Here is a 22,063-nt window from a genome sequence, read left to right on the forward strand (position 1 = left end):
ATTGCTCCCCGGTCATTGTTCGCCCTCTTCGTCGAGCGGCGGAGCGCTCGGCGGAGGAGGCGCCGTTGTTTCATCGCTGGGCTGAACCGGGTCGCAATGTTCCGTGCAGCTATAGGTCGATCGCCCGCCGTCGCCGTGCACGGTGACCAGACGGCCGCCCGCTGCGACTACGTCGAGAACGATGTTGGCGACCTCGCCGCCAGCGGCATCCATGACGATGAGGTTCGTCGAACCGGGCGTCTTGCCGGTCAGAATGACCGTCTTGTCGTCGCTGAGCGTCGCCTGGGCGATGGCGGGATTGCCGATGATGAGCGTGCTCGCCGGCCGGGCGAGGATCAGCGGCCTTGCAAAGTCGACAATGACCCTGACGACGCCCTCGGTCTGGCGGCTAGGCTCCAGGGCCGAGGACGGAGGGTTCTCTTCCGCCGCGTGCGCCGCGCCAAGGATGGTACAGGTCATCAGGGCGAGAACAAGCCACCCGGCCCCGGCATGCCTTGGAACCACTCGCATTGTTCGCTCCCGATCTCTGTGAACGGACACACCATCCGTTCGAATAGGCTGGCAAAGCAAGAGGATAGTGCGGCCGGACGATTGGACTAGGCCAACAGGCCGACCTTACCGCGGAAGTGGTATCGGCCATCAGGCTGAATGGATCAAAAGGGTTAATAAAGTCTATATCAAGGCCACACAGCAAGCGGGAAACGAGCAGAAGCCGCCCCGACCTGTGATGCCGAACTTGGCGTCGGCGCAACCCCAACCCACTCGAAGGATCGTCCCATGAAAAATCTTCTCGTCCGCTTCGTCCGCAACGAATCCGGCGCCACCGCCATCGAATACGGCCTGATCGCAGGCCTCATCGCGGTCGTCATCATCACTGCCGTGCAGACCGTCGGAACTGACATCGGCGCCAAATTCACCGCCATCGCGACGGCCCTCTAAGGCGATCCGAGTCACTGCGTCGGTCGCCAAGCGAAGCGGAAGGCATGATCGCCTTCCGCTGTCGCATCAGAAGAGCACAGACATCTCAACGACGAGAGAAGTGACAACGATGTTCGGCAGAAAATCCACCCCGGATCAAAAGACTACCGAAACCGAAGTCCGTGAGGCGCCCGAGGCGCACTCCGCCGTGCCGCGAGATGTGCCGCGGCTTGCCGAAGTCCCGGCCGCCAAGGCGGAAAAGGCCGACCAATATTACAGCCTAAAAAAAGAAATCTTCAGCGCGCTGATCGCCACCATCGACGTGGCGGCGCTGTCGACCATGGACGGCGATCAGGCGCGCGAGGAAATCGGCGCGATCGTCAACGACATCGTCGCGGCCAAGAAGGCTGGTATTTCCATGGCCGAGCAGAACGAGCTGCTCCGTGACATCTGCAACGACATTCTGGGCTACGGCCCTCTCGAACCGCTGCTTGCACGCGACGATATCGCCGACATCATGGTGAATGGCGCCGACCAGGTCTTCATCGAGGTCGGTGGCCGGGTGCAGCAGACGGGCATCCGTTTCCGCGACAACGAACAGCTCCTCAACATCTGCCAGCGCATCGTCAGCCAGGTCGGCCGTCGGGTCGACGAAGCAAGCCCGATCTGCGACGCGCGCCTGGCCGACGGCTCGCGCGTCAACGTCATCGCGCCGCCGCTCGCGATCGACGGGCCGAGCCTGACGATCCGCAAGTTCAAGAAGGAGAAGCTGAACCTTGACCAGTTGGTGCGGTACGGCTCGATCTCACCCGAGGGCGCCGAGATCCTGAAGATCATCGGCCGCGTCCGCTGCAATGTGCTGATTTCGGGCGGCACGGGCTCCGGCAAGACGACGCTCCTGAATTGCCTTACCGGTTATATCGACGATGGCGAACGCATCATCACCTGCGAGGATGCGGCCGAGCTGCAACTGCAGCAGCCGCATGTGGTGCGGCTCGAGACTCGGCCGCCCAACATCGAAGGCCTGGGTGAGATCACCATGCGCAGCCTCGTCAAGAACTGCCTGCGCATGCGGCCGGAGCGGATCATCGTCGGCGAGGTGCGCGGACCCGAGGCCTTTGACCTCCTTCAGGCGATGAACACCGGTCACGACGGGTCGATGGGAACGCTGCATGCCAACTCTCCCCGCGAGGCGATCTCGCGCGTCGAGGCGATGATCACCATGGGTGGCCATTCGCTGCCGGGCAAGGCTATTCGGGAAATGCTGGTTTCATCGGTGGACGTGATCGTTCAGGCGGCACGCCTGCGCGACGGTTCGCGCCGCATCACACATATCACCGAAGTGCTCGGCATGGAGGGCGACGTCGTGACGACGCAGGATCTCTTCGTCTACGACATCCTCGGAGAGGATGGGAAGGGCAACATCATCGGACGGCATCGCTCCACCGGCATCGGCCGACCGGCCTTCTGGGACCGCGCCCGCTACTATGGCGAAGAAGCGCGCCTGGCCGCCGCCCTTGACGCGGCCGAGATCAGGGCGGCCGCGTGATGGTCGCTTCGTCGAACGCCATGCCATCTCAACAAGGCTGAATGGACATGCTGAGTACTTCGTTGTTTCCCCTGCTCATCTTCTTTCTGGCGTCGACTTCCGTCGGCGGCGTGATGCTTGCAGCGCTTTATCCGCGGGCCGCGAAAGCCGGCGCCTATCGGCAAAGATTTGAACGCGTCGCCGGACGCACGGAAATCAAGGCGACAGAGACGACCGACGAGGAACGCCGCGACCGCCGTCGCTCCGTGGAAAAGTCGCTGCGTGAGATAGACGAGCAGCAGAAGGCGCATGCACGCAAGGGCGGCAAAGCGAAGCTTCACGTCAGGCTCCGTCAGGCCGGTCTCGGCTGGTCGATCCGAACCTATTGGTCCGCTTGCGCCGGGTCGGGAATTGTCACGTATTTTCTGGTGACGCTTCAGGGCCTCGGCGCCTTCGCGGCATTGGGCTTCGCCATAGCTGGCGGCCTTTTCTTGCCGCACTTCTATGTGAACGCCAAGCGCAATATGCGGCTCAAGCGGTTCGCTGCCGAATTTCCGAATGCGGTCGACGTGATCGTCCGCGGGCTCAAGGCGGGCCTGCCTATGACTGATTGCTTGCGCGTGATTGCGGCCGAAGCGCAGGAGCCGGTCAAGGGCGAATTCGTCACCATCGCGCAGGACCAGACACTGGGGCTGCCGGTCGACGAAGCCGTCGAGCGCCTGTGCGATCGCATTCCCTTGTCCGAGGCGAGGTTCTTCGCGATCGTCATCGCAATTCAGAGCCGCACCGGTGGCAGCCTTTCGGAGGCGCTCGGAAACCTCTCCAAGGTGCTGCGCGAGCGCAAGAAGATGAAGGCCAAGATCAAGGCCATGAGCGCGGAGGCGAAATCCTCGGCCGGCATCATCGGCGCGTTGCCGTTTATCGTCGCCGGCGCCGTGTACCTGACCAGCCCCGACTACATGTCTCTCCTGTTCACGACGTTCGCCGGAAAAATGGTGCTCGTCGGCTCGGCCCTGTGGATGAGCATAGGCATCTTCATCATGCGCAAGATGATCAACTTCGATTTCTGAGAAACGACATGAACCTTGGCGCCCACATCCCCGATCCCGACCAGCTTTCCGCAATGTTGGCTGGCCTCGCCGCCTTCTCTGCCGTCGTGGCGGCTTCCTGGCCCTATGTTTTTCGCGATACGCTCTCGGAACGGATGCGCAAGGTGGAGGGCGAACGCGAACGCATCAGGCAGCGCGAGCGAACTCGCCTGAATGCCGAGAAGAGCAAAGTCTCCCTGCGCACGGAGCCCAGGCGCTTCTTCCAGGCAATCGTCGATCGCTTCAACCTTGCCAAGCAAGCGGAGGATGGCGAAATCTTCCGTAAGCTGAGCATGGCCGGCTATCGCGGTCGCGCTCCGGTGACGACCTTCCTTGCCTTCAGGCTGATAGCGCCATTCGTGCTCTTTGCCGCTTGCCTCATCTATATGTTCCTTGTGCTTCGGCCCGAGGCGCCGGTGCTCGCCGTCGTCGCGGTCGCCGGCGCCATGGGGTCGCTCGGATACTTTGCGCCGGCGATCTTCATCCGCAACAGGATTACCAAGCGTCAGCAGGCGATTCAGCGCTCGTGGCCGGAAGCGTTGGACCTCCTGTTGATCACCGTCGAATCCGGCATGGGCATCGAAAGCGCCTTCCGCAAAGTGGGCGAAGAGATTGGTGCGCAATCGGCCGAAGTCGCAGAGGAGATCCTTTTGACGACGGCGGAGCTATCCTACCTGCAGGACCGGCGGCAAGCCTTCGAGAACCTGGGGCAAAGAACTGGCGTCGAGGGTGTCCGCGCCGTGGTGACCAGCCTGATCCAGGCGGAAAAATATGGAACGCCGCTCGGTCAGGCGCTGCGGGTGATGGCGCAGGAGAACCGCGACATGCGGATGAGCGAGGCCGAGAAGAAAGCCGCTGCGCTTCCCCCGAAGCTGACGGTGCCGATGATCCTGTTCTTCCTGCCTGTTCTGTTCGCGGTGATCGTTACGCCGGCAGCCATTCAGATCATGAGTGTGTAGGGCGGCATCGGACGCGGTGGGCGCCGAGAGTTGGGGTGCGCGAGGGCGGCGCCGCGTGTGACGCGCGGCGCCACCATTCTTTCAAAGTTCGCGTTTCCCGCTGGCGAGAGCGGTGATCTTCCCGGCTATGCCGTCGAGCGGCAGGACGAAATCGACGAGGCCGGCCGAGATTGCCGATTTCGGCATTCCGAAGACGACGGAGCTTTCTTCATCCTGCGCAATCACCTTCCCGCCCGCAACATGCAGCGCGCGAAGGCCCTCGGTGCCATCTTCGCCCATCCCCGTCAGGATGACGGCAAGCGACTCGCCCCTGAAAGCGCGAGCGATTGAGCCGAATAGATAGGATCCGGACGGCTTGAAGCCCTGGATGGGATCCTCGTCCACGACGCGCAGGCGCGATCTGCCGGAGACGCCGAGCTGGTGGCCATCAGGGGCGAGGTAAACAGTGCCGGGCCGCAGTCGTTCGCCATTCGCGCCGACTTTTACCTTGAGCGCAATCGTCGCGTCGAGGGATGCGGCAACGCCTTCGATGAAGCCGTTCGACATATGCTGCACGATGAGGATGGGTGCGGGGAAATCGGCGGACAGGTCCTTCAATATCGAACGGATTGCGGCCGGTCCTCCCGTGGAGGCAGCGATGCCCACGATCGCGAGTGGGGTGTTCACCGCAGGCTGCGGCGCCTCCTTGCGCTGGTGATCGCCGCGCCCTTTCTTGCGCCATTGACGAACGACTTTCACCTGCGCCATGGCCTTGATCGTCGACAGGAACTTCTCCATCGCCGCTTTCTCGAGCGACTTGCCGGATGCGGCCGGCGCCGGAATGACTGCGAGCGCGCCCGAGTCGAGCGCGCGCGCGGCCATCGCTCCTAGGTGCGAACCATCCTGGTAGGCCACCATGACGACTGGCGTCGGCGCGGTGATCATGATCTCCTTGACGGTTTCCGCGGTGCCGTCGTCGCGGAGCTCCACTGCGACAATGTCCGGCAAGAGCTTACCGGCCATCTTCACCGCGTCCTTGCCGCTTCTTGCGACGCCTATGAGCTCGACGGAGGCGTCGCCCAGCGCCGTCCTTTTGACAAGATTTTCAAGATCGGGCGTCGATGTCGCAAGAAGAATACGTGTCATCCTCGTCCTCACACGACACGGCGCATCGTCTCCAGGAAGTGCTGCGCATCGAACTGGTCCTTCCTCAGATAGGCATTTGCGCCGGCACGCAGCCCCCGCACCTTGTCTTCAAGCGCTTCCCGACCGGTGACGAGGACGACGGGCGTGTTGGTGAAACGCTCCGACCGACGAATGGCCTCGGTGAGTTCGAAGCCGTTCATCGACGGCATGTCGACGTCCGCGACGACCATATCGGCGCCGTCGTCAAGAAGCTGCTGCCAGGCCTCCCGGCCATTGCTTGCCATCGCTACATCATACCCCGCGCCCTCGAGGATGAGCTTCACCAGCGTCCGTACGTATTTTGAATCGTCCACGACGAGCACCTTGCGCCGCGCGGCCGGAATTGTTCGGGGCATGCGTGCGCCGTCCGTGGATCGCGCCCGGGCGGCGGCCTCGGCGAGGGCTGCAACATTCAGGAGGAGGGCGATGCGCCCGTCGGCCAGCACCATGCCAGCGCTATAGCGACGAACTTTCGCGAGCCGCGGACCAAGCGGACGGGCGAGAAGCTCCTGCTCCCCGGCAACCGAATCGACAAGCACCGCCACCGGCCCGCCCGGAGCGTCTAGCACAACCGCCGGCACGGCATGCTCGGTATCGGAGCGGCCCGACCGCATCCCGAGCCAATCGGCTAGATCCACAAAGGGTACCGGACCGGTCAAGGTGCTGATCTCGCCGCTTTCCTCAGACATTGCGAAGTCTTTGGCATGAACGCGTATCACCCGCTGGACCGACGCCGTGTCGATCGTGAACATATGCTCCCCTGCGATGACCTCCAGTACACGCACCATCGCGAGGGTCAGGGGAAGCGTGAGGGTAAAGGCCGCACCTCCCGTCGGCACTTGCGAAACCTCCGCTGTGCCACGCAGCGTTTCGACATTGCGTTTGACGATGTCGAGGCCTATGCCGCGCCCCGACAGGCTGGTAACCGTCGCGGACGTCGAGAGGCCGGGCTCGAAGACACGCCTCAGGAGCTCCGCTTCGTCTTTCACCTCTTTCAGGTGTTCGCCGGCTGCCTTGCTGAGCCGGGCTACGTCAAGACCACGGCCGTCATCCTCCACGCGCACCTGCAGCCGATCCCCCGATATGGCGGCGGCAATGAGGACTCTTCCCCTCTCCGGCTTTCCCGCCTTTCGGCGTTCTTCGGGCGACTGGATGCCATGTGCGACTGCATTGCGCACGAGATGGCGAAGCGAGTCCTGCAGACCCGAAAGAATGGAGCGGTCGATCTCGATCTCTCCACCCATGATTTTCAGTTCCGCCGATTTGCCCGATGCTGCCGCCATGTCCCGTACGACCCGGTCGAGCCCCTTGCAGGCTTCCGCGAACGGTTGGGTGCGTGCGTGCCGCACCTCGTGGTCGAGTGCTGTCGCAACAGTGTGCATCAGTCTCATGTCCCGGCGCAGCGATGTCGCAAGCTGACGCAATCCGTTTTCGATACCTGCCGCCAGCGCGGCGGACTCGGGGACTATGCTCCGCAGTTTCCTTGCGTGCTCCCGCAGCAAGGATGCCTCCTCGGCGTGGCGCCGAATGACCACGCCAAAACTGAGCAGTTCCCCACTCCTGTAGAGAAGAGCATCCAGTCGATCGGCGGAGACTCGCATGGAGCCGTCGGTATCGCTGGTGCGAACAGGCACCTGGGGCGGCCGCGGCTTCGACCTGCCGCCGGGATCATCCGCCCCTGTCGCCACGGCAGACTTCAGGGCATCGACCACGCTCTCACCATGCGCGGGCGAAGGCATCTCGCCGCTTTCCAAGCGGTGGGCCGCATCCTGGATTGCGTCTGCGGCAGACAGAAGCAGGTCCAGCCTGGATTTCTCGAGCACGAACTGCTCGTTTACCGTGACGGAGAGTATCTCTTCCATCCAGTGACAAATCCCTTCCACCCCTCGCACTTGAAGCAGACCGGCGGCGCCCTTGAGGCTATGCACGGTCCTCAGCAGCTGCTCTTGCAGGCGGAGTTTCTCGTCGGCCCCGCCGGCGTCCTCGATGGCGAGCAATGCCTGCTCTATGTCGGATGCACGCTCCCGCACTTCCTGGGTGAACATCTGCAGCAATTCACGGTCGAATTGGTCGGGTTTTGTCATGTCAGTTGCCATGGTCAGCGAGCATTTCCTTCAGCCTGGAGCCCAGCTCGTTCAGATCTTTCGCAGCCTCTTCCGCTTGCCGGATCGCCGAGAGATTTTGGCTGCTCGCTTGCTCGATGTAATGCATCGCGTCGTGGATCTGCTTCATCCCCGCTCTTTGCTGGCCCGCCGAAGCCGCGATCTGGGCGACCGATCGCGCCGAATCGGCAACGATCGCCTCAAGCTGCCGGATCGTCTCGCCCGCTTCGTTCACTGTCTCGAGGGCGCGGCTGACACTCTTTGTGCCATCTTCGGCGCCAATGACCGCCGCGTTCGTCGCTTTCTGAATTTCCATCAGAATTCGCCGCACCCGCGTGGTCGCGGACTTCGACTGGTCAGCAAGTGTCCTGATCTCACTGGCAACGACACTGAAGCCTCTGCCGTGCTCGCCAGCCCGCGATGCCTCGATGGCCGCGTTCAGCGCCAACAGGTTCGTCTGGTCGGCAATCTCTGCAACGACCGTGACGATCTCACCGATTTCCAGGCTATTTTCCGCCAGTGAAAGAATGTCCCCGGCAATCGCTTCGGTGCGGGCGCTCACCGCGTTCATCACGTGCACGGTATCGTCGAGCGCCCTGCGGCCGTCACTGCTGATCTTGACGGCCTGGTCATAGGAGCCGGCAACCTGCTGCGCGCGCTGCGCCGCCTGTTCCGACGTCTGCAGCACCTCGTCGACGCTCGTCACGGTCTGAGCCACCGCCGATGATTGCTCACGCATGCCTTCGACCTGTTGCGTGGTCCCGGCAAGGATTTCGGCTGCGGACGACGAAAGATGTTGCGCCGTGTCCGAGATCGTGGCGAGCAGCTCTTCAAGCCGCTCCCTGCTGCTCCGTTCACTGTCGATCATCCCGGCAAGCCTCGCCGTCATTGCATTGAAGGAGAAGCCGAGGACCGCGAGTTCGTCGCTGCCTTCTACGGCTGCCTTCTGCGTCAGGTCGCCGGCACTGACCCTTTCCGCCTGGCCGGCGAGCGCCCGCGTGCGGCGGACGAGGCGGCGCGCGACCCGCAACACGTGGAGAAGCATCAGAACTGCGAGAGCCGCAAAGCCCAGTTGCAGCAATTGAGAGCGCTGGAGCCGGGCCACCCCTGCCCGCTCGATTCGATTGATCAATTCGTCCATGCGCGCCGCGAAGTCTCTGATCTTTGGGTCGAGCTCATCCAGCGCCGCGGGATCGAGCGGCGCGCTGGCGATCGCGCTTTCAAGAGCAGGCCTCACCTGCTCCCGCCATTGTTGGCGGGCTTGCTCGAGCTGCGTGAGGGCAGCAGGTTCCGTCGTTGCCTCCAGCCCGAATCTCTCGTCGCCATCGGCCAGACTGGCAAGCAGCTGCTCGTTGCGATCCATCACACCGCGCAGCTCGTCGGCAGCAGCGATGCGGGCCGAGCCTTCCGCTCTTTCCAGGCGCCCGGCTACGTAGATCATCTGATAGGCAAGGCGTTGCTTGCCCAGCGACGATGTCGCCGCAAGATCGGCCCGCACCTGCCTAAGAGCAATAAAGCTCGACCCGACGAGCAGCGCCGAAGCGGCCACGAACAGCAGCATGGCCAAGCCCAAGGTGCCGTAGAGACTATTCGTCCATCGCGGGCTCATGGATTTCGCTCCTTTCCGTCTCACCGGGGGCGATGATCTGCTCGTCCTCGAGAAAGAAACGGCGATCGTTCAAGAGAAGGTGGCCGTCTAGAACGACGATGCCGGCTTCCGTCGTTGCGCAATCGAAGGATCCCTCGCCTGTACCGGGCTCCGCCTCAGCGAACTCTTGCAAGGGGAGCGCCACTATTTCCGGAACGGAATTGGACAGGATCAGGAATTCGGAATGCGTTTGCCCGCATACGATTGCCCAGTCGCTGGCGCTGCCGGCCGATCGCGGGAGGTCGAGCAATCTGCTGAGGTCGAAAACGGGCAACAGCTCGCCGCGCAAATCATAGACGCCACAGGCGTGCGAGGGCATTCCGGGAAGCGGACTGACGCGTGCCTTCGAAACGATCTCGCAAACATAGCGGATCTCCAAGGCGAACCGCCGATCCGATAACATGAAGGTCACAAGTCCGACTGTCTGCTCATCGCTACTGCCCTCGAACGCATCGCCGGCCGATTGCGGTGATTGCTCTTGTTGCGCAGCTTTCTGTGCCGTTTCCAAAAGCGCTTCGGTCTGTTCTATCGCTGCCTCCATCCGTCTTCTGACGGCGATCCAGTCGACCGGACGAGCGGCGGGCCGGGAAAGCATCGTCATCGGCTTTCGCTCCCCCGACGTCGGCGGATCTTGCCGATCTCCCGCCGTGCGCGCTCCACCAGATCTCCAGCCGTCGTGTCTGCCACCAGGGAGACGCGTTCCTTTGGCGGACGAGAGAGGCAGAACTGCAGCACGTTTTCGAGAGCACGCAAGGACGCTTCAGGGTCGCTGCGCTGGAGACACAGCCCGAGGAAGAACTGCGCCGCTGCCAGAGTGCTGTCCAGATAGACGACCCGTCGCAGTGCCGCCGCAGCCGCGTCGGTCTCACCGTAGGCCATCTGCGAGAGCCCGTGCAGGAAATGCAGTTCCGCTGACAGCGGATGACTCTCAACCGCCTGCGCAGCGAGGCACGCAGCTTCTCGGGTTTCACCCATGTCGTAACGCGCGCGGATTGTCCGGGCAATGGCCCTGGAGACCTTGTCTCCGGGTGCTTTCTGCACAGCCGTCACGCAAGCTTGAGCGGCCGCGATGGGAGTGACGCGTTTCTCGGGCTGGCCTCGAGCGGAGACGACGCCTGAGGTCGGGTTCTTGCGAGCGCCTCCATGAGCCATCATGCGCCGGTAGACAACGCCTGCCGGCGTGATGCACGTTTCGAACGGGGCGTACTTCCACAAGGGCGGATCGGTCGGCGCGGTCAACAGCCAGCCGCCATCCGCAAGGCAGGCGAATAACTGCCGTGCAATCAGACGTACTTTACTCGCGTCGATGTAGACGAGAACGTTGCGGCAAAGGATCAAGCCGAAGTCCGCCAATCCCCTTTCCGGCGCCGGAAGGTCGGCTTCGCCAAGATTGAGGACAGCGAAATCGACCTGCCGGCGCAGTCGTTCGTTCAGTCGAAAGCGACCTTCACATCCGGTGAAGTATCGCTCCTTAAGCTTGCGATCCGTGTTCCTCAACGACCATTCGCCATACTCGGCGACCCTGGCCGTGCCGAGCGCCCTTCTCGATATGTCCACTGCACATATGCGAACTTCTTCCAATAGACCTTCCTCGTCGCAGAGAATGGCAAGGGAGTAAGGCTCCTCCCCCGTTGCACAGCCGACGCTCCAGATCCGGGCAGGCGCGCCGTCGGGCCGCCGCGTTAGTTCGGGAAGAATTGATTGCCGTATCAGCTGAAATTGCTCGGGGCCGCGAAAGAAGTGCGTTTCTCCGACGGTGACCGCCGCGATGACGTCGTCGGTCAAATCCTGATCCAGCCCAAGCCGGCGCAGAAGCAGGCTGCTGTCGTCGATGCCGCGCCGCGCCATGATCCGGGCGATTGCCGAGGCAAAGGTGCCTTTTCGCGATGCGGGAACGCTGAGGCCGACCCTGCAGGCGACCTCCTCGGCAAGCTTGGAGGGAAGCGTGTGCCCGGTCACCGAACGCCCCCTGCCTCAATCGCCGCGGCGGCGCAATGAGGGCTTCTGGATAAGCTGGCTGCTGAAACGGGCTGGCGCATTTTCGTCCCTAGCTTCGTGGCTCTGCCGTCGTCAGTACGACCTCGCGTGCATTTGGGCTATTCGGCCGGATGGCTTAGGAGCCGGCCTATCCGGCCGGACTAATGCGGGCTCCCGGTCATGGGTAAGAGGCGCGCCCCTGCGGCAGCGGCCTCCTGACGGTTCCGCACCCGCAAACTGCGGAAGAGTGCCGCCATGTGGATCTTCACCGTACCCTCGCCGAGTTTCAGCTTGCGGGCGATCTCCTTGTTCGAGAATCCCTCGACAAGGAGCAGGAGGACCTCGCGCTGCCTCGGCGTCAGGAATTCGATGGTCCGATGGCTTCGTTCGTCCTGGTTTGCGCGGGTGACCTGAGCGACCTCTGTTTCCTCGGGAGGGGCGGGCCGGCCCGCTATGGATGGCGGTACGTAAACAGCACCGTTGAGGATTGAGCCGATTGCCTCGGCGAGGTCGCTAGCCCCCAGCCCCTTCGGCACATAGCCGTTTATGCCCGCAGTCAGGGCTGACAGGATGTCCGACCGGCGCGACGACGCCGATACGACGGCGACCTTCAACTCCGGATGGACGTCGCGGACGGCCGCAAGGCTCGCCGCGCTTTGCATTCCCGGCATAGCCAAATCGAACAAGGCGAGCGATATGTCCTCATGCTCGCTGAGCCTTTCGATAGCTTCGTCGAGCGACCCGGTTTCGATGATTCCCGTGAAGTGCAATTTGCTCTTCAGAATAAAGCCCAACGCGATCCGGAAAAATTCATCATCATCGGCTATGAGTGCGACGCGTGAGGTATTCATTACACTTTCCTCGCCGGTTGTCTGATGCTTGCAGGCCATCACTTCGGCCCTCTGGCAGGTCTGCAACTAACGATCGTCTCAGCGAATGCGTTCCCGTCATTGCCGAGCAATGCGTGGTAGTACCAAAATTGTGCCACACACGCCTCGAGACGTGTAGGGCTAAATGCTGCTGCTATCTCCCAGGGCTGTTCGCAAAACGTTCGTAAACGGGTGATGCGCCGCCATTTTCGAGCGGTCCGTCGATCAATCTGGAGACTTCCGACGCGGGCAGGGGACGCGAAAAGATGTAACCTTGCACCTCATGAAATCCTTCGGCATTCACGACCGCCAATTGATCCTCCGTCTCGATGCCTTCGACCGTCGTCGTCATGCCCAGGCTGTGGCCAAGGCCTGCGACGGCCTTGACGATCGCGAGCGACTCTTTGCCATGCGGCAGGTCGCGTACGAAGGCTTGATCCACCTTGATCTTGTCGAAAGGGAAAGTTCTCAGGTAACCGAGGGATGAATAGCCCGTGCCGAAGTCGTCCATCGCGATTTTCACACCGAGGCTGCGCAACTCCTGGAGCAGTTGGAGATTGTGTTCGCTCTCATCGAGCAGAACCGATTCCGTGATCTCCAATTGCAACCGCGCGGGCGTAAGGCGAGAGGCCGAAAGGGCATCGGCCACCGCCTTGACGAGGTTTCGATGCTTGAACTGGGCCGGGGAGAGGTTGATCGCAATACTGACGTGCTCCGGCCATTGTGCGGCCTGGTGACAGGCCTGATTGAGAATCCACTCGCCGATGGGCACGATCAGGCCGGTTTCTTCGGCGATGGGGATGAACTCAGAGGGCGCAACCATGCCTCGTTCGGGATCGCGCCACCGCAATAGCGCTTCGCAGCCTGTTACGCGACGTGTTCTCAAGCTTATCAGCGGCTGATAGTGCAGCTCGAATTCCTTCCGTTCCAGCGCGCCTCTGAGCGCAATCTTTGCCTGCTGGTGTGCTTGCAGCTGCGCATGCATGGCCGCGTCAAAACGCCTGTAAGTGCCGCGCCCGCTGGCCTTGGCATTGTAGAGCGCGATGTCCGCAGCCTTCATCAATTCATCCGCGCAAGTCCCGTCGTCCGGCGCAAGAGCAATGCCGACGCTCGCTCCGACAGTGGCGCTGACGCCCTCTATTGTGAACGGCTCGCAAAGCGTGTCGATAATCCGCTGAGCGAGGCGAACGGCCTCGTCCAAACTCGTTGCCAGGGGATGTATGATGGCAAATTCATCACCGCCGAGGCGCGCGACGACGTCGGTTGGCCTCACGGACTGGAGGAGCCGCCCGGAAACCTGGCGCAACAAAGCGTCCCCAGCGGGATGTCCAAGCGTATCGTTGATTGCCTTGAAACCGTCGAGGTCCAGGCACAGCACAGCCATGCGGCCGGCGGCACCCTTTTCACTGAGGGCCCGCTCAAAGCACTCTCGGAAGAACATCCGATTTGCTAACCCGGTTAGCATGTCGTGTCTTGCCAAATGGGCCATTTGCTTCTGGGCGAGTAACTTGTCCTCCTCTGCCCGGCGGTGCTCCGTTATGTCTCGGCAGAAAATCGAAATGCCGTCTTGAGTGGGAGAAGCATTTGCTTCGACCCAGCGATCGAGAGATGACAAGTAATCCTCGAAGAAGGAACGGACACGGCGGTTCATGACCTCCTGGCAATGCTTGGCAAATTTCCCCTTTCTTTCCTTTGGGAACAGCTTCCAAATGACTTTCCCAAGAGACTCCTCCCCGATCCGCAAAAGCCTCTTGGCGTTCTCGTTCAAATAGCGGACGCGCCATTGGGGATCGAGGAGCATGACGCTGTCCATGGTGCTCTCGAGAACCGAAGAAAGTCGAGCTGCAGCCGCTTCGGCGGTCCTCTGCGCCCGGCTGATTTCCTCATTTGCGCGCTTCGCATCGGTGATGTCGCGCCAGATCGAAAGCATCCTGACCGGTTTTCCTTCGCGCCCGATGATCGGGGCCGCGATCACGTCCATGCATCTTTCTTCGTTCCTGGAATTCCGTACGGTAATCTCGAAACGGGACATCTCGCCCGCTCTGACCTTTGCCCAGCCATCCAGAACCATTTGTGCATCGGTGTCCTTGCCGATGACGTCCCACGTGGTTTTCGTGAGCGGCGCCCCTTCCGCCAGGCCGAAGATTCGCCGGCCAGCCTTGTTCATGAGCAACGGTCGCCCTTCGAGATCGAGTACGCGCACACAGTCGGGGCTGCTGTCGAAAATGCTTCTGATGAAAGCTTGCGCTTCCTGTTGGGCGAGTTCGGCGACGCGGCGTTCCGTGATGTCGAGAACCGAGCCGACATATCCGAGGAAGGTTCCATCGTCGGAAAAGCGGGGCTGGCCCACATCTATCACCCACGCCCAGCTTCCATCGGCCCGCCGCAAGCGGTATTCGCTCCGCACCGGCGCCTTGCCCGCCGTCGCGCTGAAGAATGCTTCCTGCACCTTCTCCCTGTCGTCCGGGTGGATCACCTCCACCCAACCGAAACCGAGTGCCGCGGATTCCGTTTGCCCCGTGGTCTCCAGCCACAAGCGGCTGAAGAAGCTCGTATCGCCCGATGGATCGGCTACCCAGATCATTACCGGTGCGTCGTCGGCGATTGCCCGGAAGCGCGCTTCGCTTTCGCGCAACGCTTCCGTGGCGCGGCGCCTTTCATCGACGTCTTCCAGGACACCGTACCAACGCACGATTTGCCCATTGGCATCCTGCTTGGCGACCGCCCGAGCTCGGACCCAGCGATAATGACCAGTTGCGGTCAAGAGACGATATTCGACATTGAGCGGATCGCCCCCCGAAAGAGCGCGTTGCCATTGCTGGCGGACCATGGCAGCATCGTGCGGATGCACGGCTTTTGCCCACCCGCTTCCAAGTGTTTCCTTTTCGCTCAACCCCGTGAACTCGGTCCAGCGCGGGCCGACATCCAAGACCGCTCCCGGGGGGTCCGCGGTCCACGGAACTTGCGGATGAAGGTCGATGAGCGAGCGGTAATGCTCCTCCCTGGCCCGTAGCGTCGTTTCGGCCTCGCGCAGTTTGGTGATGTCGACAATCACCGTGACCAGGAACTTGTCCTCGGTCCGGCCGGCCGGTATGCGGACGCAGCGTTTCTTGATCAGGAGCGTCCGCGCGGCGCTGCCCGCGGTAGCGATCTGCACTTCGACATTGTGCTCCTCGCCTGTCGAGAGCACGGTCCGGTCGGTGGAGACAACCCTGTCGGCCGCCTCCTTGGGCAGTATGTCGTGATCCGTGCGTCCGAGGAGTTCATCGCGGCCTCGGCCGAGGAGCTCGCATGCCGCGCTGTTCACGGAGATGAACCGCGAGTGATTGTCCTTGACGATCACCGGCTCGACGATGCCATCTATCAGACACTGGAAGAAATCATGAAACTTCTTCGACGAACGTTCTGGCGGAGCGTTCATGTCACCGATTCTTCCACTGTTTGACGACAGACCCCTCCCGCTGCAGTGGAGCCCCCGCCTGGTTGCGCAACCTAATTTAACTATTTCGACCGCAAGTGGTTCCCAAGTGGTGTGCTCAATTTTGTCGCTCGGGGGTAAACGCTCATTTCCCTGCACGTTGACGCCCGCGATTTCGACGGAATGTGTGCGAATGGGAAGGCATCCGGCTTGATCAGGCCGGTGAGGCTTTGGGGAAGTTGAAGGGCAGCAGGTCGGTGATATCTGCATCTTCGGTGCGTTGAGGCAATTCGGTGAGGACGTGGCGCAACCACGCTAATGGCTCGACGCGTGAGGCGCGGCAGGTCAGCATGAGGCTGTAAATGACGGCGCTGGCCTTGGCTCCATCGGCGGTATCGCTGAAGAGCCAACTCTTCCTGCCGGTGGCAAAAACTCTGATATCGCGTTCGAGAAGGTTGTTGTCGATCGGCATCCTGCCGTCTTCGGTGTAGCGCGTCAGATATTCCCATTGGTTCAGGGTATAGGAGACGGCATCGCCGAGCTTGCTGTCCGGCAAGACCTTCGGGGCGATTTCGTCGAGCCATGTCTTGAGGGCGGTCAGGATGGGTACGCTGTGTTGCTGGCGAAAGCGGCGAATGCTGTCGGCCTGCGTCTCACCGTGCTCCGGCTTTTTGTTCCGTGCCTGCCTTTCAACCCGGTAGAGCTGTTCGAAGAACCGGAGCGCCTGCTCCGGCGGCCCGCCGGGTTTGTTTCTCGTCTTGAGAGCATTGACAAAACGTCGTCTTGAATGGGCCATACATCCAAGGTGGATCGCGCCCTCCAGCGTGCGCCAGGCGGAATAGCCGTCGCTCATCAAGATGCCGCGGTAATCGCCGAGGAAGGTCTGCGGGTGTATCTGGCCGCGGCCCGGCTGATAATCGAGCAGCACGATCGGCTCGTCACTGTCCTCGCCACTCCGATAGGCCCACATATACGATGTATCGGTGGCCTCTCGATTCTTTTCCTTCAGGACCTGAACCGTCGTCTCGTCGCCATGGATGAGAGGTTGCGATCTGAGCCGCAGTTTCAAGGCGTCATAGATGCGGGAGAGATGTTTTTCGCTCGAGCCGATCACCCAGTGACCCAGAGCGCCACGGCTGACAGGAACCCCGGCGCGCTCGAATGTCTGCGCCAGACGGTAGAGCGGTGTGCCATCGACATATTTGTGAACGAGCGCGAAGGCCAGCGTCGAGGCCGTGGCGATGCTGCCCGGCAAGGGTTGCGCGGGCATCGGCGCGATAACGATTGGCGTGTTGAGTCCGGTGCGGTCGCAATGGCGGCAAGCATATTTGAACCGCACATTCTGCAGAACCTTCGCCTTCACCTCGATATGAAGCTGCTCGGTAACGGTCTCTCCCATGCGATGCATCTGACCATGACAGCAGGGACAAGCCTTGTGATCGTCGGGAAGGTCGTACTCGACGCGCTCGCGCGGCAGGTTTTCCGGCAGCGCTCTGCGGCCGCGCTTCTTTCCCGTCGTGCCTTCGATCGCCGGTAATCCTGTGTTCGGCAGGTCGACGACATCGTCATCTTCGCCGCCGGCGACATCCTCATCGGCAACCTGTTCGGCTTCATTGAAGATGCGATCAACGTGTTTTTCGCTACGCGGCGCAAACCGATGCAGCCGCGCAAGCGCCAGCTCTTCCTCGAGTTTGACGACTCGCTGCGAGAGCGCTTCCTTCTCGGCTTTCAGCGCGGCGATTTCGGCAGCATGTGCCGCCAACTGCGCCTTCAACTCTGCAACGCTCGGTTCGCCGGTTCGATTCATCGGATTCTTGAATCTGAACCGTACCGCCGCGTCAACCGCGCAATTCAAGAGCCCTCAGCCAGCGACCTGGTATTGCCGCACCGGATGGCGCACCATCGCATCGATATCGATGCCGTCGAGAATCCAGTGCAATTGCTCCGTCGTCAGCCGCATCACTGTTTCCTGACGCCGGGGCCAGCGGAACTTGTCCTCCGTCAGCCGCTTCAGCACCAGCACAAAACCCGACCGATCGAAGAACAACAGTTTCATCCGGTCGCGACGGCGATTGCAGAACGCAAAAACCGCCGGAGCAAATGGATCGAGTGCCATCGTCTCCTGAACCAGGACCGCAAGACTGTTGATGCCGGCCCGAAAGTCGATCGGCTCGCGATGCAGGTAGACCTGAAGGTCAGCGCCCAGCTTGAACATCACCCAACGCTCCGATTATCACCGCTAACGCATTCGCATCACCGCATTCCAGCGTCAGCCTCACACCGTTCGGTAGTGATGCGCTCACCTTCGCTGGAGAGAACGAAGGGCCCATCCTCTCCGATTTCGCCAGGCGCTCTTCACCACGCGTGGCAGGCATATCCAACGACCTGCTCTGCATCGGCAGGCTGCGATCCGCGGCGACAACCGGAATAAATGCAGATGTTGAAGATGGCGGCAGAGTGCCGGCCTCCTTGGCGTTCTTTATCCATTTCCGAAGGAGGTTAGCGTTGATCCCATGCTCGAGCGCAAGTCTCGATACCGACACGCCGGGCTCAAGGCAGGCCGCAACGAGGCGCTCCTTCCATGCCGCATCGTAACGTCGGCGTCTGTTGCGCAAAACGCGCCTCACCGCCAGTTTCTGTTCATCGTCCTCAATCACTTGGTGTCCACCTCCGTTAAGTGGACACCTCATGCATGACAGCACTCAATGGCAAAAGGTGCGGAGAAAATCGCGCTTACGCTCGGGGGCGCGGCGCCGGTGCGCGGAAACCCGACGCGCAGCGGTCGCGCGGAGCAGGAACGCAAAAAGGGCTCCGAGAATCTCGGAGCCCTTGATGTTGCTTGTGATTTGGTTGCGGGGGCAGGATTTGAACCTGCGGCCTTCAGGTTATGAGCCTGACGAGCTACCGGGCTGCTCCACCCCGCGTTATTGGGCGAAGTCTGGAAGAGAAGATGATTGTTTTGTTTTTCTTGCGATTTGCAGACCTGGCAGCGACCTACTCTCCCGCGTCTTAAGACGAAGTACCATCGGCGCTGGGGCGTTTCACGGCCGTGTTCGGAATGGGAACGGGTGCAGCCACCCCGCCAGAACCACCAGGTCGGCAAAGCGCAAGATTTTGCGCGCCGAGGCGCGCAAACTGATGAGAAGCTGGTGAAGCGTTTGCTTCGTTTTGAACACGTCTTTTTGCGTCTTATCCGGATAATTCCAGCAGCCGGCAGAGCCGAGCCGCCGGAGGTCCGGCGCGCCGTCCGCAGCGAAGGCCGAAGGCCGACAGCGTGAGGACAGAAGATAGCATCATCAAACTTCGTTTGATGAGCATGAGCAATGGGAACGATCAAGCCGATCGAACGATTAGTACCGGTAAGCTTCATGCGTTGCCGCACTTCCACACCCGGCCTATCAACGTGGTCGTCTTCCACGGTTCTCGAGGGAATACTCGTTTTCAGGTTGGTTTCCCGCTTAGATGCCTTCAGCGGTTATCCATTCCATATATAGCTACCCTGCTATGCCCTTGGCAGGACAACAGGTCCACCAGAGATATGTCCATCCCGGTCCTCTCGTACTAGGGACAGATCCTGTCAATATTCCTACACCCACGGCAGATAGGGACCGAACTGTCTCACGACGTTCTGAACCCAGCTCACGTACCGCTTTAATTGGCGAACAGCCAAACCCTTGGGACCTGCTCCAGCCCCAGGATGCGATGAGCCGACATCGAGGTGCCAAACAACCCCGTCGATATGGACTCTTGGGGGTCATCAGCCTGTTATCCCCGGCGTACCTTTTATCCGTTGAGCGATGGCCCTTCCACGCGGGACCACCGGATCACTATGACCGACTTTCGTCTCTGCTCGACTTGTCAGTCTCGCAGTCAGGCGGGCTTATGCCATTGCACTCGACGAGCGATTTCCGACCGCTCTGAGCCCACCATCGCGCGCCTCCGTTACTCTTTCGGAGGCGACCGCCCCAGTCAAACTACCCACCATACACTGTCCCGGATCCGGATGACGGACCGCGGTTAGACATCCATGACGATAAGGGTGGTATTTCAAGGATGGCTCCACGAGAACTGGCGTCCCCGCTTCAAAGCCTACCACCTATCCTACACATGCCGACACGAATGCCAGTGTAAAGCTATAGTAAAGGTGCACGGGGTCTTTCCGTCTGACCGCAGGAACCCCGCATCTTCACGGGGAATTCAATTTCACTGAGTCTGCGTTGGAGACAGCGGGGAAGTCGTTACGCCATTCGTGCAGGTCGGAACTTACCCGACAAGGAATTTCGCTACCTTAGGACCGTTATAGTTACGGCCGCCGTTTACTGGGGCTTCGATTCAGAGCTTGCACCCCTCCTCTTAACCTTCCAGCACCGGGCAGGCGTCAGACCCTATACGTCGTCTTGCGACTTCGCAGAGCCCTGTGTTTTTGATAAACAGTCGCTACCCCCTGGTCTGTGCCACCCCATCATGGTTGCCCATAATGGGGTCACGCTTCTTCCGAAGTTACGCGTGCAATTTGCCGAGTTCCTTCAACGCAGTTCTCTCAAGCGCCTTGGTATACTCTACCTGACCACCTGTGTCGGTTTCGGGTACGGTCTATACGGTGGAGCTATTTCCCGGGACCACGTCCAAGCCTGGACAATCCAATAAGTCCAGACAAGTTAAGCGATCCGTCACTACCACCAGGCCCACGAATATTAACGTGGTTCCCATCGACTACGCGTGTCCGCCTCGTCTTAGGGGCCGGCTAACCCTGCTCAGATTAACTTTAAGCAGGAACCCTTGGTCTTTCGGCGAGAGGGTCTCTCACCCTCTTTATCGTTACTCATGTCAACATTCGCACTTCCGATACCTCCAGGACCCCTCACGGGTATCCCTTCACAGGCTTACGGAACGCTCCGCTACCACTTGCCTTGCGGCAAATCCTCAGCTTCGGTGCATGGCTTCAGCCCCGTTACATTTTCGGCGCAAAGACCCTTATTTAGACCAGTGAGCTGTTACGCTTTCTTTAAATGATGGCTGCTTCTAAGCCAACATCCTGGTTGTTTTGGGATCCTCACATCCTTTCCCACTTAGCCATGACTTGGGGACCTTAGCTGGAGGTCAGGGTTGTTGCCCTTTTCACGACGGACGTTAGCACCCGCCGTGTGTCTGCCGACTAGTACTCCCCGGTATTCGGAGTTTGGTTAGGATCAGTAAGACGGTGAGTCCCCATAGCCCATCCAGTGCTCTACCCCCGGGGGTATTCGGTCGACGCTCTACCTAAATAGATTTCGCGGAGAACCAGCTATTTCCGAGTTTGATTGGCCTTTCACCCCTAGCCACAAGTCATCCCAATCTATTGCAACAGATGCGGGTTCGGTCCTCCAGTTGGTGTTACCCAACCTTCAACCTGCTCATGGCTAGATCACTCGGTTTCGGGTCTAATGCGACATACTAAGGCGCCCTATTCAGACTCGCTTTCGCTACGCCTACACCTACCGGCTTAAGCTTGCATGTCACACTAAGTCGTTGACCCATTATACAAAAGGTACGCCGTCACCCTTGCGGGCTCCGACTGTTTGTAGGCATCCGGTTTCAGGTTCTATTTCACTCCCCTTGTCGGGGTGCTTTTCACCTTTCCCTCACGGTACTTGTTCGCTATCGGTCATGCACGAGTACTTAGGCTTGGAGAGTGGTCTCCCCATGTTCAGACAGGATTTCACGTGTCCCGCCTTACTCAAGGACAATGAGTGTTCTACGTGTACGGGGCTATCACCCGCTGCGGCCGGCCTTTCCAAACCGTTCCACTTCATTCCTCATTGCCACTGGCCTGGTCCGCGTTCGCTCGCCACTACTTGCGGAGTCTCGGTTGATGTCCTTTCCTGCAGGTACTTAGATGTTTCAGTTCCCTGCGTTCGCTTCTTATCCCTATTGAATTCAGGATAAGATACCTTTCAACAATGCTTGGAAACCTAAGCCGTACATCGTACGGCTTAAATTTTCCAAGCATCTAAGGTGGGTTGCCCCATTCGGAGATCCATGGATCAAAGCTCATTCGCAGCTCCCCACGGCTTATCGCAGCGTATCACGTCCTTCATCGCCTGTGCATGCCAAGGCATCCACCAAATGCCCTTTTGACACTTGATCGTTCTCATTGCCAATGCTCATCCTTAGTTGGATTTGGCAAACCTTTCCTCCTCGCTTGCGCTCGAAGGGGTGCCAAATCTGGCCATACGGACACCTTTCAGTGTGCCGCACCGCCAGCCAACAGCCCGGTTACCTTTTACAACCGGGCCAGTCAGATGCCATCGACGTGTTCGATATGGTCCTCATTGAAGTCACGCCGAGCGACTTCGAGGCCATATCTTAAGACCAGCTTCTCGAGATCTGTCCGGTGATGCGCGGTCAGGCAA

15 protein-coding genes, 1 tRNA gene and 2 rRNA genes are annotated in these 22,063 nt (G+C 60.6%); 4 read left to right on the forward strand and 14 right to left on the reverse strand.

From position 1 onward, the window contains the following. Positions 1 to 12: 12 nt before the first annotated feature. On the reverse strand, positions 13 to 510 hold the full coding sequence (locus RHIBR816_RS0106850; RefSeq protein ID WP_034815039.1) for a pilus assembly protein N-terminal domain-containing protein: 498 nt from the start codon (positions 508 to 510) through the stop codon (positions 13 to 15). A 267-nt stretch (positions 511 to 777) separates the two neighbouring features. Between RHIBR816_RS0106850 and RHIBR816_RS0106855 the strand changes: the two genes are divergently transcribed. From RHIBR816_RS0106855 to RHIBR816_RS0106870, 4 genes are all read left to right on the forward strand, one after another. Further along, entirely contained in the window at positions 778 to 939 is a 162-nt protein-coding gene (locus tag RHIBR816_RS0106855) for a Flp family type IVb pilin (RefSeq protein ID WP_018235797.1), read from the forward strand. Between the two features lie 109 nt (positions 940 to 1,048). Further along, positions 1,049 to 2,467, forward strand: coding sequence for a CpaF family protein (locus RHIBR816_RS0106860; protein ID WP_018235798.1), 1,419 nt, complete (start codon positions 1,049 to 1,051; stop codon positions 2,465 to 2,467). Positions 2,468 to 2,508: 41 nt separating this feature from the next. Beyond that, entirely contained in the window at positions 2,509 to 3,516 is a 1,008-nt protein-coding gene (locus RHIBR816_RS0106865) for a type II secretion system F family protein (RefSeq protein ID WP_018235799.1), read from the forward strand. 8 nt (positions 3,517 to 3,524) lie between these two features. Beyond that, positions 3,525 to 4,493 (forward strand): type II secretion system F family protein, encoded by a 969-nt coding sequence (locus RHIBR816_RS0106870; protein WP_018235800.1) that lies wholly within the window; start codon positions 3,525 to 3,527, stop codon positions 4,491 to 4,493. An 81-nt stretch (positions 4,494 to 4,574) separates the two neighbouring features. Here RHIBR816_RS0106870 and RHIBR816_RS0106875 read toward each other — a convergent pair whose 3' ends face one another. From RHIBR816_RS0106875 to RHIBR816_RS0106935, 13 genes are all read right to left on the reverse strand, one after another. Continuing rightward, entirely contained in the window at positions 4,575 to 5,618 is a 1,044-nt protein-coding gene (locus RHIBR816_RS0106875; RefSeq protein ID WP_018235801.1) for a chemotaxis protein CheB, read from the reverse strand. An 8-nt stretch (positions 5,619 to 5,626) separates the two neighbouring features. Further along, entirely contained in the window at positions 5,627 to 7,741 is a 2,115-nt protein-coding gene (locus RHIBR816_RS0106880) for a response regulator (protein WP_026186722.1), read from the reverse strand. 1 nt (position 7,742) lies between these two features. Further along, a complete protein-coding gene (locus RHIBR816_RS0106885; RefSeq protein ID WP_018235803.1) occupies positions 7,743 to 9,368 on the reverse strand; it encodes a methyl-accepting chemotaxis protein in 1,626 nt (541 codons plus the stop codon). Further along, on the reverse strand, positions 9,346 to 10,008 hold the full coding sequence (locus tag RHIBR816_RS0106890) for a chemotaxis protein CheW (protein WP_018235804.1): 663 nt from the start codon (positions 10,006 to 10,008) through the stop codon (positions 9,346 to 9,348). The genes RHIBR816_RS0106885 and RHIBR816_RS0106890 overlap by 23 nt, the downstream gene beginning before the upstream one ends. Beyond that, complete coding sequence (locus RHIBR816_RS0106895; protein ID WP_018235805.1) at positions 10,005 to 11,366, reverse strand: CheR family methyltransferase; 1,362 nt, start codon at positions 11,364 to 11,366, stop codon at positions 10,005 to 10,007. The genes RHIBR816_RS0106890 and RHIBR816_RS0106895 overlap by 4 nt, the downstream gene beginning before the upstream one ends. 179 nt (positions 11,367 to 11,545) lie before the next feature. Next, a complete protein-coding gene (locus tag RHIBR816_RS0106900; RefSeq protein ID WP_018235806.1) occupies positions 11,546 to 12,235 on the reverse strand; it encodes a response regulator transcription factor in 690 nt (229 codons plus the stop codon). Positions 12,236 to 12,407: 172 nt separating this feature from the next. After that, on the reverse strand, positions 12,408 to 15,674 hold the full coding sequence (locus RHIBR816_RS0106905) for a PAS domain S-box protein (protein WP_018235807.1): 3,267 nt from the start codon (positions 15,672 to 15,674) through the stop codon (positions 12,408 to 12,410). A 211-nt stretch (positions 15,675 to 15,885) separates the two neighbouring features. Next, entirely contained in the window at positions 15,886 to 17,478 is a 1,593-nt protein-coding gene (locus tag RHIBR816_RS0106910; RefSeq protein WP_026186661.1) for an IS66 family transposase, read from the reverse strand. A 54-nt stretch (positions 17,479 to 17,532) separates the two neighbouring features. Continuing rightward, positions 17,533 to 17,886 carry an IS66 family insertion sequence element accessory protein TnpB gene (gene tnpB, locus RHIBR816_RS0106915; RefSeq protein ID WP_018235479.1) on the reverse strand — a complete coding sequence of 118 codons (354 nt, stop codon included), beginning with the start codon at positions 17,884 to 17,886 and terminating at the stop codon, positions 17,533 to 17,535. Next, the gene (locus tag RHIBR816_RS0106920; protein ID WP_026186660.1) at positions 17,867 to 18,325 is read right to left on the reverse strand and encodes a transposase; all 459 of its coding nucleotides are present in this window, start codon (positions 18,323 to 18,325) and stop codon (positions 17,867 to 17,869) included. The genes tnpB and RHIBR816_RS0106920 overlap by 20 nt, the downstream gene beginning before the upstream one ends. A 193-nt stretch (positions 18,326 to 18,518) precedes the next feature. Further along, positions 18,519 to 18,595: transfer RNA gene (locus RHIBR816_RS0106925), tRNA-Met, on the reverse strand. 57 nt (positions 18,596 to 18,652) lie between these two features. Next, positions 18,653 to 18,767, reverse strand: a 5S ribosomal RNA gene (gene rrf, locus RHIBR816_RS0106930). A gap of 233 nt (positions 18,768 to 19,000) precedes the next feature. Beyond that, positions 19,001 to 21,797, reverse strand: a 23S ribosomal RNA gene (locus RHIBR816_RS0106935). Between the last annotated feature and the right edge of the window lie 266 nt (positions 21,798 to 22,063).

The organism is Ensifer sp. BR816 (assembly GCF_000378985.1).
Lineage (GTDB): Bacteria > Pseudomonadota > Alphaproteobacteria > Rhizobiales > Rhizobiaceae > Sinorhizobium.

Coding starts and splice junctions, on each gene's coding strand:
- RHIBR816_RS0106850 (WP_034815039.1), bottom strand. CDS start 510: ATGCGAGTGGTTCCAAGGCATGCCGGGGCCGGGTGGCTTGTTCTCGCC.
- RHIBR816_RS0106855 (WP_018235797.1), top strand. CDS start 778: ATGAAAAATCTTCTCGTCCGCTTCGTCCGCAACGAATCCGGCGCCACC.
- RHIBR816_RS0106860 (WP_018235798.1), top strand. CDS start 1,049: ATGTTCGGCAGAAAATCCACCCCGGATCAAAAGACTACCGAAACCGAA.
- RHIBR816_RS0106865 (WP_018235799.1), top strand. CDS start 2,509: ATGGACATGCTGAGTACTTCGTTGTTTCCCCTGCTCATCTTCTTTCTG.
- RHIBR816_RS0106870 (WP_018235800.1), top strand. CDS start 3,525: ATGAACCTTGGCGCCCACATCCCCGATCCCGACCAGCTTTCCGCAATG.
- RHIBR816_RS0106875 (WP_018235801.1), bottom strand. CDS start 5,618: ATGACACGTATTCTTCTTGCGACATCGACGCCCGATCTTGAAAATCTT.
- RHIBR816_RS0106880 (WP_026186722.1), bottom strand. CDS start 7,741: ATGACAAAACCCGACCAATTCGACCGTGAATTGCTGCAGATGTTCACC.
- RHIBR816_RS0106885 (WP_018235803.1), bottom strand. CDS start 9,368: ATGAGCCCGCGATGGACGAATAGTCTCTACGGCACCTTGGGCTTGGCC.
- RHIBR816_RS0106890 (WP_018235804.1), bottom strand. CDS start 10,008: ATGACGATGCTTTCCCGGCCCGCCGCTCGTCCGGTCGACTGGATCGCC.
- RHIBR816_RS0106900 (WP_018235806.1), bottom strand. CDS start 12,235: ATGAATACCTCACGCGTCGCACTCATAGCCGATGATGATGAATTTTTC.
- RHIBR816_RS0106905 (WP_018235807.1), bottom strand. CDS start 15,674: ATGAACGCTCCGCCAGAACGTTCGTCGAAGAAGTTTCATGATTTCTTC.
- RHIBR816_RS0106910 (WP_026186661.1), bottom strand. CDS start 17,478: ATGAATCGAACCGGCGAACCGAGCGTTGCAGAGTTGAAGGCGCAGTTG.
- tnpB (WP_018235479.1), bottom strand. CDS start 17,886: ATGTTCAAGCTGGGCGCTGACCTTCAGGTCTACCTGCATCGCGAGCCG.